This is a genomic window from Parabacteroides sp. PM6-13 (assembly GCF_029892605.1).
In the GTDB taxonomy this organism is placed as follows: Bacteria; Bacteroidota; Bacteroidia; order Bacteroidales; family Tannerellaceae; genus QVMG01.
In genome coordinates this window covers 128684-144191 of sequence record NZ_JARXWF010000006.1, presented here as the reverse complement: position 1 = coordinate 144191, position 15508 = coordinate 128684, and the positions used below count along the sequence as shown (strand labels likewise).

7 protein-coding genes are annotated in these 15508 nt (G+C 45.2%); 6 read left to right on the top strand and 1 reads right to left on the bottom strand.

What is annotated here, in order from left to right; translation table 11 throughout:
• The first annotated feature begins 40 nt into the window (after positions 1 to 40).
• The 6 genes from M2134_RS07690 to M2134_RS07665 all read left to right on the top strand — a co-directional run bounded on the left by M2134_RS07690 (position 41) and on the right by M2134_RS07665 (position 13816).
• On the top strand, positions 41 to 1954 hold the full coding sequence (locus M2134_RS07690) for a sialate O-acetylesterase (RefSeq protein WP_280750141.1): 1914 nt from the start codon (positions 41 to 43) through the stop codon (positions 1952 to 1954).
• A 203-nt stretch (positions 1955 to 2157) separates the two neighbouring features.
• Positions 2158 to 4521 (top strand): ABC transporter permease, encoded by a 2364-nt coding sequence (locus M2134_RS07685; RefSeq protein ID WP_280750140.1) that lies wholly within the window; start codon positions 2158 to 2160, stop codon positions 4519 to 4521.
• Between the two features lie 99 nt (positions 4522 to 4620).
• Complete coding sequence (locus M2134_RS07680) at positions 4621 to 6126, top strand: hypothetical protein (RefSeq protein WP_280750139.1); 1506 nt, start codon at positions 4621 to 4623, stop codon at positions 6124 to 6126.
• A 231-nt stretch (positions 6127 to 6357) separates the two neighbouring features.
• The gene (locus tag M2134_RS07675) at positions 6358 to 9582 is read left to right on the top strand and encodes a TonB-dependent receptor (protein WP_280750138.1); all 3225 of its coding nucleotides are present in this window, start codon (positions 6358 to 6360) and stop codon (positions 9580 to 9582) included.
• A gap of 19 nt (positions 9583 to 9601) precedes the next feature.
• The gene (locus M2134_RS07670; protein ID WP_280750137.1) at positions 9602 to 11536 is read left to right on the top strand and encodes a RagB/SusD family nutrient uptake outer membrane protein; all 1935 of its coding nucleotides are present in this window, start codon (positions 9602 to 9604) and stop codon (positions 11534 to 11536) included.
• Between the two features lie 78 nt (positions 11537 to 11614).
• Complete coding sequence (locus tag M2134_RS07665; RefSeq protein ID WP_348525037.1) at positions 11615 to 13816, top strand: polysaccharide lyase 8 family protein; 2202 nt, start codon at positions 11615 to 11617, stop codon at positions 13814 to 13816.
• On the opposite strand, the gene M2134_RS07660 is transcribed toward M2134_RS07665, so the two are convergent.
• Positions 13813 to 15465 (bottom strand): glycoside hydrolase family 28 protein, encoded by a 1653-nt coding sequence (locus M2134_RS07660; RefSeq protein WP_280750166.1) that lies wholly within the window; start codon positions 15463 to 15465, stop codon positions 13813 to 13815. The genes M2134_RS07665 and M2134_RS07660 overlap by 4 nt on opposite strands.
• Between the last annotated feature and the right edge of the window lie 43 nt (positions 15466 to 15508).

Below are 15508 nucleotides of genomic sequence, written 5' to 3'. Positions count from 1 at the left end.
TTTGTATGCCTGATTTTCGTAATTAATACAAAATAGAAACATGAGAAATCACGTAAGAAAACCATTGATGAATTATTCCGCATGGGCATTATGCTTTTTTATTGCCATATGCGCGTCACAGACTCTTTCCGCTGCCATACGTCTTCCGAAGCTGATTAGTGATCGGATGGTGTTACAACGCGACACAGAACTGACCATCTGGGGTTGGGCCGATCCCGGCGAAAAGGTGACTGTTCGTTTCCGAGGCAATTATTATGATGCCGTAACCGATAGGCAGGGCAACTGGTCGGCAACGCTTCCTCCTCAGAAAGCGGGAGGTCCTTTTATTCTTGAGGTAAACGAAATCATTATCCGCGATGTATTGGTAGGGGATGTGTGGCTCTGCTCCGGACAGTCCAATCAGGAGACGCCGGTGGCTCGTCTGGTGGAGAAATATCCGGAAATCAATGTATCTAACAATCACATGATACGCCATTATAAGGTGCCGACACAAAACACCATCGAAGAACTGAAAGAGGATATCCCTGATGGTGCAAAATGGTATTCGGCAACCGCCTCCGATGTGATGAACTGGTCGGCACTGGCCTATTTCTATGCCCAGGAAGCCTATGCAAAATACCAGGTACCTATTGGTATGTTGAATTCAAGTGTTGGTGGCACGCCTATCGAAGGGTGGATCAGCCAGGAGCATCTGAAAGAATTTCCTCAATACCTGTTCGACAAAGAGGCTGTCGATAAGGCACGCAATGCACAGATGGATAAAGGCGCCGGCCAATGGCAGGCGGAAGACCTTGATGATTCCGATTGGGCAACGATGACTATGCCGGGACTCTGGCGCGACAAAGGACTGAATGCCCGCGGGGTGGTATGGTTTAGAAAAGATATCGAGGTGCCAGCCTCTATGGATGGGAAACATGCAAAGCTCTATATGGGTACGCTTGTCAATGCCGATTCGACCTTTGTGAATGGCCATTTTGTGGGGAATGTTACCTATCAATACCCTCCGCGCAAGTATGATATTCCGGCCGGTATCCTGCATGAGGGCACGAATACGATTGTTGTAAAGCTGACCGATAATGCAGGGGGCGGCGGTTTTGTGGAAGATAAAAACTATAAGGTTGTAGGTGATGGTGTGGAAATTGATCTCACGGGCGATTGGAAATACAGGGTAGGGCTCGATTTGGGCAATGCTCCCCAGTTCGGGGGAGGCATGGGTGGACGACCAGGTGCCGGTCCTGATCTGAGGAATGTCGGTTCGGGTTATTACAATGGCATGATCCATCCTATCCGTCACTACCAGGTGAAAGGGGCTATCTGGTACCAGGGTGAGTCGAACGCCGGACGACATAAAGAATATGCCGGACAGTTGGCAGCACTGATTAACAACTGGAGAGAATTGTGGGATATGCCACAGATGCCTTTCTTATTGGTGCAGTTGCCTAACTTCCAGCCCAAACAGCCTGAGCCATCGGAAAGTAGCTGGGCAGGCATTCGTGAAGCGCAGTATAAAACAGCCTTGCAGGTGCCTTATACAGCCATGGCGGTTACCTACGATGTGGGTGAGTGGAACGATATTCATCCGTTGAACAAAAAGGATGTGGCTCACCGCCTGTTCTTAGGTGCCCGTAAATTGGTTTATGGAGAAAAATTGGTGGCTTCGGGACCGATGTATAAGGAGATGAAGATAGAGGGCGATAAGATTATCCTCACCTTCACGGAAACAGGGAGCGGCCTCACAAGTAAGGGCGCCTTAAAGCATTTTGCCATCGCAGGGGAAGACCGGAAATTTGTTTGGGCAGACGCTGTGATCCGGGGGAACAAAGTCATTGTCAGTCATAAAGGAATTAAAAATCCGGTAGCCGTTCGTTACGCCTGGAGTGATAACCCCGAAGATGCTAACTTGAAAAACAAAGAAGGATTGCTTGCTTCTCCTTTCCGTACGGACGACTGGTAGATTCATTCGGAGAATAGTTGTTTCAGGATAACCCCATTAGGGTGAAATCGATAGATTCAATGTCAAATAATTATACAGTCTTGTATAATTATTTGACATTTTTATTTTGCGGTAGAGTATGTAAGTGTTTGTTTTGTAGTATATTATATCTGTTGGCATGCGGTTTGTTGTATATCTGTAAAAACAGATAATCAGATATCCGGATGAAACAGTTTTTCTATACGTTGCGGTATTTAGTATACCGGAAAGGAAGCAATAGTATTAAGGTCATATCGCTGACCTTGGGCTTGGCGGTTGCTTTGGTGTTGTTCTCCAAGGTGGCTTTTGAGTTGAGTTATGATAGATTCTATCCGGATGCCGATCGGATTTACAGGATACAACGTTTGATTTATAGCGGGGAGACCACCGCTTATGATGGTCCGGTGGTTTTTGGTCCGGTGGCGACGGCGATGAAGAATGACCTGGCAGAGGTGGAGGAGATGGTGACCACATCACGTATTCCTACGACCGAAGAGATTTACATCCATGAAGAGAATCGTTTCCGGATTAAGCGGATGAGTGTTCAATCCTCTTTCTTTGACGTTTTCGGTATAAAGCTTTTGCAGGGGCATGCCGATGATCTGAATGTAAACTCGCATATTTTCTTGTCGGAGTCATTGGCCAGGCGGGTTTTCGGCGAGGAGGATCCGATGGGCAAGCCTTTCCTGCGAAAAGGGAGTGAAAAACCTCTTCTGGTAGCGGGAGTCTATACTGATCTGCCGGCGAATAGCCATCTGACGATGGATGCCGTTACAGGCTTTGGGTACGATCCGGCTGAGATGCCTTGGCTGGGACGCGATTCCTTTTTAGGGTATGTGAAGTTGCGTCCCGGTGTTTCTGCCGAAGAGGTAGAGGCGAAAATACCCGCTATGCTTACGAAATATTATGATGTGGAGGCGGAGAAGGCGAAAGGAAATGATATTCATTATGTATTGAAACCGGTAACTCAGCTGCACTCCCACGATGATACGGTTCGGAGACTATTGACTGTATTGAGTGTCCTGGCTTTTTCATTATTGTTTATTTCCGCGATGAATTACCTGTTGGTTTCTTTGTCTTCCCTGATGGTACGTGCCAAATCGGTTGGGATCTATAAATGCAGTGGGGCAACCAATCGGAATGTCTTCTCTATGTTCTTTTTCGAAACACTGGGCTTGATCCTGATATCGGTGGGGCTGGCTGTTTTTCTTATTTTCCTGTTCAAAGTGCCGATAGAGAATATGATCCAGACCTCTTTGAAGAATGTGTTTATGTATAATATATGGGTACCCCTTTCGGTGATTGGCGTGTTATTGTTGTGTACTGGAATTGTGCCAGCGGTTGTCTTCTCGCGGATACCGGTGTCGCAGGTGTTTAGATCCTATTCCTTACATAAGAATCGTTGGAAGAGCTCTTTGTTGTTTACCCAGTTCGCGGGCATCGCTTTTGTCTGCACTTTGTTGTTTGTCATTGTGCGGCAATACGACCTGTTGATGAATAAGGATATGGGCTACTCGATGGAACATGTCTATTTCACAGAGGATATGAGCGGGCAGAGTGGAGAACAATATAAGGTGATCAAATCCGAACTGGAGAACATGGCGCAGGTGAAATCGGTCTCTGTAGCAACCAATCTGCCGCTCGATTTTATGAATGGCGATATAATTGTTATCCCCGAGAGCAATGAGCAGTTTAGCACCCGCTTTATGGCGGCCGACAAGGATTACTTGCATACCTTCGGCATACAAATGGCGCAAGGGCGGGCATTCACGGAAGAGAATACGCAATCGTCGACGATTCTGGTGAATGAGAAATTTGCCTCTATTATGGGGTGGGGGGAATCTCCCATTGGAAGGCGATTGAAAACGTTTATGAGTAACGAGCCGATGGAGGTGATTGGTGTGGTGAAAGATTTTCAGTTGATGGCATTGTTTAAGCAGGAGTCGGAGATGCTGAAAGATATTCCGCCGTTGGTGATCTTCCCGATGAATCCAACAGAGGATGTCTGGTGGGCACGGAAACGGATTGTTGTCAAACTGCATGAGGCTTCTGCCCCTGTTGTTGCGCAACTGAACAAAAGACTTACATCCATAGCACAGGATGAAGATGCCTATTTTATGAGTTATGTAGATAAGATGGAGTTGAGTTATATTGAAGCCCGTATGTTCCGGAAGGCGGTGATGATTGCGGCTCTTATTATGCTGTTGATCACATTCATCGGCTTATATGGTTATACCGATGATGAGGTGAATCGACGCAGCAAGGAGATTGCTATCCGGAAGATCGTAGGTGCTTCCGCTCGCGATGTCTTATATACGATAAATAAAGGAGTTCTGATTATATCTGTACCCGCGTTGGTTATCGGACTATTTATCTCTCATATCGTGGGAAGCTCCTGGTTGCAGCAGTTTGCGGTGAAAATAGCGTTGGATGCCCCTCTTTTTATCTTTTCAAGTATGCTGGTGTTGGGTGGAATTATCCTTTGCATCACCGTACGCACCTGGCGGGTAGCCAATGAGAATCCGGTAAACCATTTGCGTACCGAGTGATAGTCGATTGGAGGGATATTCATCTGTATATTATTGGGTGGATCAGAGAGAATCTTTACATTTGTGCGGAATACCGAAAACACACATGTTTATATACAGATGAAACGATCTATTTGTCTCTTTCTATTGGGGATGTTATTCTCCTCTCTTTCTCTGTTTTCCCAAACGGGAATGCGTTACCACCTCTCTTTCGATCCGGAAGAACAGTATATTCACGTCAGTCTTTCCCTTTCCGGTCTTTCGGAAGAAGCCACCATTTTGCGTATGCCGGTTTGGGCACCCGGTTATTACATTATCCTCGACTATCCCAAAAATGTAGTCGATTTTGAGGCATTCGATCCTGATGGCCATCCGCTTATTTGGGAAAAGAGTGGCAAAAACGGGTGGGTGGTGCATCATGGCAATTGCCACGATGTGACCGTCTCTTATCGTGTCTATGCCAATGCTCACAGTGTGGCGGAATGTATGGTGACCGAAGAAAAGGCCTTTATTCCGGGCAATGGTGTTTATATGCATATCGAAGAAAAAAAGAATATGCCTGTCACGGTACATTTTACGCTGCCCGACACGTGGAAACATATCTCTACCGGACTGAAAAGGATGGAAGAGACGAATACATTCTATGCTGCAGACTTTGATCTGCTCTATGACTCTCCTGTTTATATCGGAAACCAGACACTTATCCACTTTACACACGAAGGGCACGAATATGAACTGGCCATGGAAACACCGGAAGGATTCGAAGAACAGGACTTTGTGGGCGACCTGAAAAAAATGATCTCCTCCTGCACGGCGCTGATTGGTGATGTGCCTTATGATAATTATTGCTTTATCCTGATGGGACGTGGGGGAGGCGGCTTGGAGCACTTTAATTCGCAAGCCTGCTTTACCTATGGCACATATCATTTTACGACGCGAGAGATGTATAATAGCTTTCTCTCTTTTATCACACATGAGTATTTCCATCTTTATAACGTGAAAACCATACGCCCCATTGAATTAGGCCCATTCGATTATGACAAAGAGGTTTTTACACCACTACTATGGATCTCCGAAGGGTTTACGGTCTATTATGAACTACCTATTCTTTTGCGGGCAGGTATTATTAACAAAGACTATTTTCTGAAAGAGATGAGTGCCGTTATCCGAAAGGTGGAGGGGAAGAATGGTAAAAATCATATGAGCCTCCGGCAAAGCAGCTATGATATATGGCTTAATTTCTTTAATAACAATGCCAATGGGGCGGATACCCGTATTTCCTATTACGACAAAGGACCGATCATTGGCCTATTGATGGATATAGAAATTCGACAGATGACCGATAACCGCCGGAGCTTGGATGATGTTATGCGAGCACTTTACTGGCAATACTACAAAGAGAAGGATCGCGGTTTTACGGAAGAGGAATTCTGGCAGGTATGTGCTGAAGTTGCCGGCCAGCCTTTGATGGAGATGCGTCGTTATGTCGACACCACATCCGCGATAGATTATGCGAAGTATGCGGCTTATGCCGGTCTGCGAATAGATGACGATTGGAACCTCTCTGTCGTAGAAGGATGTAGCGGGCTCGCTCTGCGCATACGTGAATCTATACTGGGGAAATAATAGTATACCATCCTTTCACACCCCTTGTCCTCGGATTATTGGTCGATCCGAAGAACAAGGGGTGATTTTATTGTTAAGACCACAGCCGTATTTACGTTTTTTTTCTATTTGAGACAAATGGACGCTAATTTGGGATGATTTTCCCCCTGAAAACCCTGCTTTTGTGTGTTTTTTGCATAAACTAAAGCGAACAAATCGTAAAAATTGTTTAACGCACAAAACTAAAAAAACATGAGAAAACAGTTCTCAAAAAAGCTGCCTGCGACCAATCGGGCAGAGAGAAAAATCAACAGCGTTTTCAAAATGCTTCTATGGGGGCTCCTTTTAAGCCTCGGAACAATGGCGAAAGCACAGACTACCGTAACCGGGACTGTAACGGACCAATTGAACGAACCAGTTATTGGCGCCAATGTATCTATTAAAGGAACGACAACGGGTACAGTGACCGACCTCGACGGTCAGTATAGTGTCCAGGTTCCTAATGAGCAATCCGTACTTGTTTTTTCTTACCTGGGCTATGCTACACAAGAATTAACCGTAGGCACGCGTACTACTATTCATGTAAAGATGGAAGAAAGCTCCCAAATGTTAGGAGAAGTGGTTGTTTCAGTGGGATACCAGACCCAAAAGAAAGTCAATCTAACAGGTGCTGTCACCAGTGTCTCTTCTGAAGCATTTGAAAATAAGCCGGTATCGAATGTAGGGCAAGCCCTGCAAGGTTTGGTGCCCAACCTCAATGTCAGTATCGAAAATGGTGCACCGAATAAGGAGCCAACGTTTAACTTAAGAGGGGTAACGTCCATGAACTCAAGCGGTACAAGCGTTAGTGGATCACCGCTGATTCTGATTGACGGTATTGAAGCCGGAGCTACCAATTTGAATATGCTTAATCCGAATGATATAGAGTCGTTCAATATCATCAAAGATGCCTCGGCTGCGGCTATTTATGGTACACGTGCAAACAATGGGGTCATCATTGTTACCACCAAAACCGGTAAGTTCAATCAAAAGGCACAGATCAGCTACAGCTATGATATTCGTTGGAAGGCTCCTTCTGCAGAACCCGATATTCTGAGTTCTGACGTGCAATTCTTGGCCGGAATTTACAATAGCAACCTGCGCAACTGGGGGAAAAGAGGGAATTACAAAGAATTGACAACTACGCAACAACGTGAATTAGATGGTTTATTGAAGTATCAGGCAAATCCAACACCTGAAAACGCCTGGATGTACACCACCGAAGGTGCTACCAGTGGGGGAATCACCTGGTTGGGTAATATGAATCCGTACAAAGTAGCCGTCAGAGATTGGGCACCGGTTCAGCAACACTCATTAAGCGTATCGGGAGGAAGTAATAACGTTACCTATTATGTGTCTCTGGGATATACCGACGAGGAAGGTATGTATAAGATAAACACGGACGAATACAAAAGAATCTCCTTCTTAGCGAATGTGACGGCGAAATTGACAGATAGACTCTCTTTGACAACAAAAGTGTCTCAAACACGTACGGATTATAAAACACCGTTTGTAGTAGGTGGCAAAGGCAGCGTTTGGACAGCTATGCGTAATGAGCCGGGCAGAAATATCAGAATGCCTCTGATGTCGGGACCGGATGACCCGCAACCCAACACCTGGACAGACAATATCTTAGGCTGGTTGGCCTATGGAGCTAAACAACGGACGATCGGAGAATCTGCTTATTATACCATTTCTCCTTCATACAAGGTGCTTCCCGGGTTAACTTTGAAAGGAGACCTCTCTTATCGTCCCCGTACGGAAGATTTCGACCAGTTAACGCCCAAGCGGGAATATGTTGCTGGTTCCTGGACATTAAGCTCCACGCACGCGACCAACAATATGCTCACAAAAACACGTCAAAAAACAGAGCTGTTTACGATCAACCTGTATGCCGATTTCAATAAAACGTTTGCTAAAAAGCATACCGTATCAGGAGTTATCGGATTCAACCAGGAATCGTATATGAGCAAGAAAACCGGTGTGAACGCGACATATCTGATTACGCCGGATCTGGAATCTGTACAAGTCTCTTCCGAAAGCAAGCAGGCCGTGACTGATTCCGGTACGGAAACGGCTTCCAGAGGTGTGTTTGGTAGAGTTAATTATAACTTTTCTGATCGCTACCTGTTCGAAGTGAATGGTCGGTACGATGGCTCATCCAAGTTTACAAAAGGAGAAAGATATAAGTTTTTCCCATCCTTCTCTGCCGCTTGGAGAATTTCCGAAGAGTCTTTTATGGAAAACACCCGCTCCTGGCTGAACAACCTGAAACTGAGAGGTGGCTATGGGGTATTAGGTAGTCAGCCCAGTTCGAACTATCCTTTTGCCTCTACATTGAAATATGGTGCATTGAATTATTATATGAATGGGGGAAAAATCGTACAGGTATATGCACCGAACGATCTGGTGGCTTCTGCATTAAAATGGGAAACGACTGCGAACCTGAATATTGGTTTGGATGCTATGATGTTAGGCAACCGTTTGGAAGTGGTAGCAGAAGTATTTGAAAGAAGAACAAAAGACATCTTAATGGGTGGAGCCGAATACCCGGCTATTTTAGCTGTTGCTCCTCCTTTGGTAAACTCGGGCGAACTGAAAACCTACGGTTGGGAATTTTTCCTGACCTGGCGCGATAAATTAGCAAACGGACTCCGCTATGATGTAACCTTATCAATAGCCGACTCGCAGACAAAGGTGATTTCATTCCCGGCCAACGACGAGAACCAAACAATAGGAACCATTTATGGTGGGGCTAAATTTGGAAACATTTGGGGGTATGAAACCGATCGATTATTCCAGGAAGATGATTTTGACGCAAACGGCAAACTGAAAATAGAACATGACCAGTCGGCCTTAGGAGCCAACTGGTATCCGGGTGATGTGAAATACAAAGACCTGGATGGCGATAAGAAAATCACGAAAGGCTTGACTGCCAAAGAACCCGGTGATAGAAAAATTATTGGTAATAGTACGCCTCGCTACAATTACTCCCTAACAGGAAATGTCTCTTACAAAGGTTTTGATCTTTATCTCTTCTTCCAGGGAGTAGCCAAACGTGACTATTGGTTGGGAGCCGGAAACTTTTTCCGCCCGGGAACCGGTAATGCGGGAAGTGAGTATATGCTTAACAACTCATGGACACCGGAAAACACACAGGCGAAATATCCTACCTATGGTGCCAACGGACAAAACTGGGAACAGCAAACCGGTTACCTGATCGATGCCTCCTATTTCCGTCTGAAACAGGTTACTTTAGGTTATACCTTGCCAAAGGCATTCACGATGAAAGCAAAGGTGGAGAAGTTGCGGTTATACGCTTCGGGATATAATCTTTTCACCCTAACAGATGTGCCCAAGGTATATGATCCGGTGCAAATGTCTGAAAACTATCCTAATTGGAAGTCTATTTCTGTGGGTGCTCAAATTACTTTCTAATCAATAAAATCATTAAAAGATGAAATCAACATATATTTTAATCATGTCATGCATCTTAAGCCTATCTTTTATGCTTGCCTGCAATGACAGCTTTATGGACAGAGAGCCTGTGACAGACTTGACAGGAACGGTGTTCTTTAAATCAGAGAATGATGTTCAACTGGGACTAAACACATTCTACCCTTTCTTTGTCAGAGGCTACGATAATGGCTTTGGCGGATTTAATACATCGCCTTCGTTTGGTGGTGCCCAATTCTCTTATCCGCGTAATATTCCTCCTTTCCACCTGATGCTGGGTGATTTATATACAGATAACATGGTGAATAGTGGCTCCAGTATTGATGGCCGATATAATGGTTCGTATATTACACCCAATAAAGATGATGGTAACGGCAATACGGGCTGGAACTTCAAAATCATCTACCGTCTTAACTGGTTCCTTGATAACTTCCGCAAAGCGGAAATCTCGGAAGAGTTGAAAAACCGATATGAAGGAGAAGCCCGTTTCTTCAAAGCATGGGAATATTATCAGAAGGTTCTTTATTTTGGTGATGTACAGTGGTTGTCGCATGCGCTGACCATCGAATCACCGGAATTGTATATGGACAGAACGCCCCGGGCGGAGGTGATGGATTCTGTCTTGGCTTGTTTGAACTATGCGGTTCAATATCTGCCGGCACCTTCAGCAGCCGCTCCTACCGGAAGAATAAACCGGGATCATGCCAATGCCTTAAAAGCGCGTATCTGTTTGTTCGAAGGCACTTTTAGAAAATATCATACAGAACTACAACTTCAGTCTACTGCTAATAAATTCTTAGAAGAGGCTGTAAAAGCAGCTTCCGAGTTGATCAATAGCGGACGTTACACCCTGTATACCGATGGTACAGATCAGGCATACTGGAATATGTTTATCAAGACAGGAACAAGCGTATCGCATAAGGAAGCAATCCTGGCGCGTGGATATGATGGCACGCAGGTGGGACACTACGGACAGCGCTATTGGTTTCAGAACAACCGTAACGTCGCCGCTACCAAAGGCTTGGTAGATGAATACCTTTGCGAAGACGGAAGACCTATCTATATCGGTGGAACAGGCGGTAGCTATGAGAAGAATCCTCTCTTTAAGGGCTATGATAACTGGAGTGAAATGGATAACCGTGACCCGCGCCTGCGACAAACCATCATGAAGCCGGGTGAGTATTTCTCTATTTACAGCGATGGAAACAATCAAATGGATCAATCTGTCAATGGAGTTGTTTATCCCACCTGCTCATATACAGGTAATGTCTCTACAGGATACCGGATTATCAAGCATTGGATGCCTGATAACAAACAGCATGAGTCAACAGGTACGCAAATTGGTGTTGAATTCCGTTATGCCGAAGTATTGCTCAACTATGCTGAAGCGAAATATGAATTAAACGGAACGCTCGATCAAAGTGATCTTGACCTAACCATCAATGCCCTTAGAGAGAGAGCAGGGTTTGATTTCGACAAATACCCAACGGCAAAGTTGACGTTGAATAATATCCCGGAAGACCCACGCTTAGATGCTATCTATGCGGCGAAGTTAGATTATACGGTTTCTCCTCTTTTGCGCGAGATTCGCAGAGAAAGAAGAGTGGAATTTGCTGTAGAAGACCTGAGATACCAGGATCTGATGAGATGGAAAGGAGGTAAATTAATGACTGTGCCATTGAGAGGCATCAATTTTAAGTCGGTTGAAAAATTATACGATGGCAGCAATAACAAATATCCGGTGGTTGCTCCCAAGCTTGTTATCGGCAAAGACCTATATGTGGATGAGGAAGGATTTATCATTTGCCATCCTTTGGATAACAACTTTGCGGAAAAAGGTGTCCGTCCCTGGAGCGATCATCAGTATTACTTCCCAATCCCTAAAGGCGAGTTTGTCTTAAATCCGAATCTTACCCCCAACCCAGGTTGGAAGTAATTTCTGTCTTTATGTCTCTAAAGCGATAGTAATCTGTCGCTTTAGAGATAATTTTATACATTAGAGACGCTATTTATCATGCTAAAGACATCATATCATTTACACAATTTTCGAAGATTCTATTTCCCCGGATCTATGATCTTTCTTTTCTTGTTGTCTTGTTTTAGTGATAGTCTTTTCGCATCGAACAGCACCCATGAGGATCTATTCCAAAACATAAATGAAAAAATAAGACAGGAAATCAAAACCGCTACTGTACAATCCCTACCAGAATTAGACTCGCTAACGACCGACATCCTGACAATCTACCGGGAGGAGGGGACTTTCAATCATATAGATTATACCAGAAGAGACAGAACCGTCTGGCCACCGCTCCAACATCTGGACAATATTTTGCAGATGAGTTTAGCTTACACAACTGAAGGTAGTCTCTATTTTGAGAACCAAACTTTACAGAAGAAAATTGAAAAGGCCTTAGCCTATTGGCATGCAGAGAACCCGCGAAGTGACAACTGGTGGCAAAACGAAATAGGTGCTCCCCAAAGAATGGGTAAGATCTTGTTGGTATTAGAAAAGGGGAAGAAGCGATTGCCGGCCGACCTGTTAGACAAATTGCTTAACAGAATGGCTTTTGAGAATGGTGATCCGAAGAGACAAGCCGGAGCGAACAAGGTAGATGTCGCGCTCCATTTTATGTACAGAGCCTGCCTAACCAAAGACACCACATTGTTGAAAGAGGCCTTGACTGAGATCTATTCTTCATTATCTTATACCATGCGTGAGGGTATCCAATATGATAATTCCTATATGCAACATGGCCCGCAGTTGTATATCGGTGGTTATGGCACGGCTATGATCAAAGGGGTAGTCGATATTGCCATACTATTTGTGGACACAGCATACGCCCTGGCAGGGGAAAGGCTTTTTGTTCTAAGCAAATTCGTTCGGGAGACCTTTCTGCCAACGATTCGGGGCGAGAGCATGTCGTACAATGTCTTAGGACGTGGCGTGACGCGTCTGAATGCCCTGTCGCAACGAGAGCTCATCCCTCTTTTGGAAAAACTATCAGTCATCGATGCTGCACATAATGAGGAATATCTCCAAGCCATTGCGCGTATCGGCAACAGCGAACAGCCGGGCTACCATCTGATCCCTTTTAATCGTCACTATTATCGCTCAGACTATACACTCCATCAAAGAGAGAAATATACCTTTGATATCCGAACCGTATCGAATCGTACAGCAAGAAATGAACAGGGCATTGGCAATGGCGAAGGCTTTAAGCAGTATTTCCTTTCAGACGGAGCCAATAGCATTCAGGTTACTGGTCATGAGTACACGGATATTTTTCCTGTGTGGAATTGGGCTAAAATACCGGGAGTCACTTCCCCAGAACTGATAGAGATCCCAATTGCTCCGAGTTATATTACCAAAGGCACCTCAGCGTTTGTCGGAGGTGTATCGGATAGCCTCTATGCTGCTGTTGCCTATAAATACCAAGATGCCTATGAAAACATCCACAGCGCCGCACAAAAAGCCTGGTTCCTATTTGATGAGGAGATTGTTTGCCTGGGTACAAACATTTGCTCGGCTAATGAACACACCATAAATACGACCCTTAACCAATGTCTGTTGAAGGGTGAGGTGTATATCAACCGGGAAGACAGGCTGCAAGCCCTGTCTCCCGGTGCCTATCGTTATAAAGATGATATCAATTGGGTATGGCATGGGAATGTGGGATATTACTTCCCTAATGGGGGAGACGTCGGCTTATCGCTACAGGAACAGCAGGGAAGCTGGTTTAGCATAAATAATAACCTTCCTCAAGATACTTTACAAAAAGAGGTCTTTACGCTGTGGATCGATCATGGTATACAGCCCGAAAACGAGCAATATAGTTATATCCTTATACCGGGAATTCAACAGCCATCGGAAATGATGAACTACCCGGTAGACAATATACAAATCGTTGCCAATACGAATGCCTGGCAAGCGGTCTATCATGCAGGGTTGAATATCTTACAGGTTATTTGCTGGGAAGCGGGAATGTTTACTTACAAAGATATGTCTATCACAGTCGATGCGCCATGTGCGTTGCAGCTAAAGGGAATAGGTACAGGTAAAGGACAGCTGCATGTGGCCGATCTTTCACAAACGCGACAGACAATTGCGCTGAAAATAAAAGTTCCCGGCATTGCTGCCGAGAACTTCCTTTGTACCTTCTCCTCCTCGCCTCACACGAAAGGAGCTACTTATTGTTTTCCGCTCCAAACAGATTAGGGATTACTAAGCAACGTCACTGTCTCCGAATCAAGGTTAGAGGCTACCTTCAGTTTTTCTTTTCCATAGGGCGTAGCGATACGTATCTGCTCTGTTCTTGTGCCGCCTACGGCAAAAATCGTTTCCAAAGACGGGTCTGTTTCGAATCCTTCTATCGCAACGTTCTTTACATTGTTGAAAAGAATAGCCGGAGCTGTCTCTGCATAGATCTGCACATTCTTTAGGCTGATGTTTTCAGACTCTATCAATTCCGCGCCCACCTTGGAATGAACAATGAAATTTTCTATTTGTATATTGTTGATCATCTGTTCGGGCAATCCGTAGAAATACATGGCACGACGCGCGTTATGACACACAACATCCCGGATATAGATATCTTTGAATGCCGGGGTGGTCTCGTCTACCGGAGGGATGATCTCTTTCAAGGCTTCCGGCTGATCGTTATCTTCCAGGGTTTCTACGGCTGATTTTCCGCCATAATAAAGATTGAATAAAACAGGTTCGGTAGCTATATCAAACATGCTGATATGTGATATATGGATATTCTCCACCACGCCTCCGCGTCCGCGTCGGCTTTTGAATCGCAAGCCAACGTCGGTGCCTAAAAACTGACAATGAGAAACCGAGACATTTTTTACGCCTCCGGACATTTCACTTCCGACAACAAAGCCACCATGGCCTTTAAACACGGTACAGTTGCGTACGATCAGGTTCTCACAAGGGCGGCCCCGTTTGCGTCCGTCTTCATCTTTACCTGATTTGATACAGATGCCATCGTCACCTACATCAAAGGTACTATTGACCACAATGGTATTCTTGCACGATTCCAGATCCAGCCCATCGCCGTTTTGGGCATAGGATGGATTGCGCACCTGTACGTCGTCAATAATGATATTTTCGCACATTAACGGATGGATATTCCAAGCCGGTGAGTTCTGGAAAATCACCCCTTGCAGGAATACATTTTTGCAGTCAATCAGGCTAACCATAACCGGACGAAGGAAGTCGCGCAAGGCCTGCCACTCTTCGGGAGTTTGAAGGTTTTGCGGCACATTCATATTACTGGTCGTATCGCCATGCAGATAGGCCGCCGAAGGCATCCAATAATCATCCCGTTTGAATACGCCTCCTCTGGCTATGGTCTTTTTCCATACACTTTCTGTAACCTTATCCCTCTTCAGCGGACGCCAGTAATGACCGTTTCCATCGATGGCTCCCTGGCCCGTAATAGCGATATTCTTCAGGTTTCTTCCGGAAAGAGGTGATTGGCAACGATAGGTGTCCAGCCCTTCAAAAGAGGTTTCTACCAATGGATATAAATCTTTATCCGGGGAAAAGAGAATAATCGCTCTATCTTCCAGGTGTAGGTTGATATTACTTTTCAATACAATAGGGCCGGTAAACCAAACACCCGCAGGCACAACAAGCCGTCCTCCTCCGCGCTCCGACAGGTGATCGATAGCCCGTGCAAAAGCCGCTGTCTCCAGGTTAATGCCATCCCCAACGCCGCCGAATTCGGAAACAGAAACCGTGTAATCAGGAAAAACAGGAGGCGCTATGACCGGCATATCAAACGGCAGCTCTTTGTATAGATAAGCATACGGACTATCCGATGTATTCTTTTCGCATGAAAGGCAGGCCAGCATCATTAGGGCTGCCATCATAAAGTGTATCTTTTTCATATTGTTTTTT

Excerpts from the sequence above, each read along its gene's own strand:
- M2134_RS07685 (WP_280750140.1), top strand. The coding sequence starts at position 2,158 with ATGAAACAGTTTTTCTATACGTTGCGGTATTTAGTATACCGGAAAGGA.
- M2134_RS07670 (WP_280750137.1), top strand. The coding sequence starts at position 9,602 with ATGAAATCAACATATATTTTAATCATGTCATGCATCTTAAGCCTATCT.
- M2134_RS07680 (WP_280750139.1), top strand. The coding sequence starts at position 4,621 with ATGAAACGATCTATTTGTCTCTTTCTATTGGGGATGTTATTCTCCTCT.
- M2134_RS07660 (WP_280750166.1), bottom strand. The coding sequence starts at position 15,465 with ATGATGCTGGCCTGCCTTTCATGCGAAAAGAATACATCGGATAGTCCG.
- M2134_RS07665 (WP_348525037.1), top strand. The coding sequence starts at position 11,615 with ATGCTAAAGACATCATATCATTTACACAATTTTCGAAGATTCTATTTC.
- M2134_RS07675 (WP_280750138.1), top strand. The coding sequence starts at position 6,358 with ATGAGAAAACAGTTCTCAAAAAAGCTGCCTGCGACCAATCGGGCAGAG.
- M2134_RS07690 (WP_280750141.1), top strand. The coding sequence starts at position 41 with ATGAGAAATCACGTAAGAAAACCATTGATGAATTATTCCGCATGGGCA.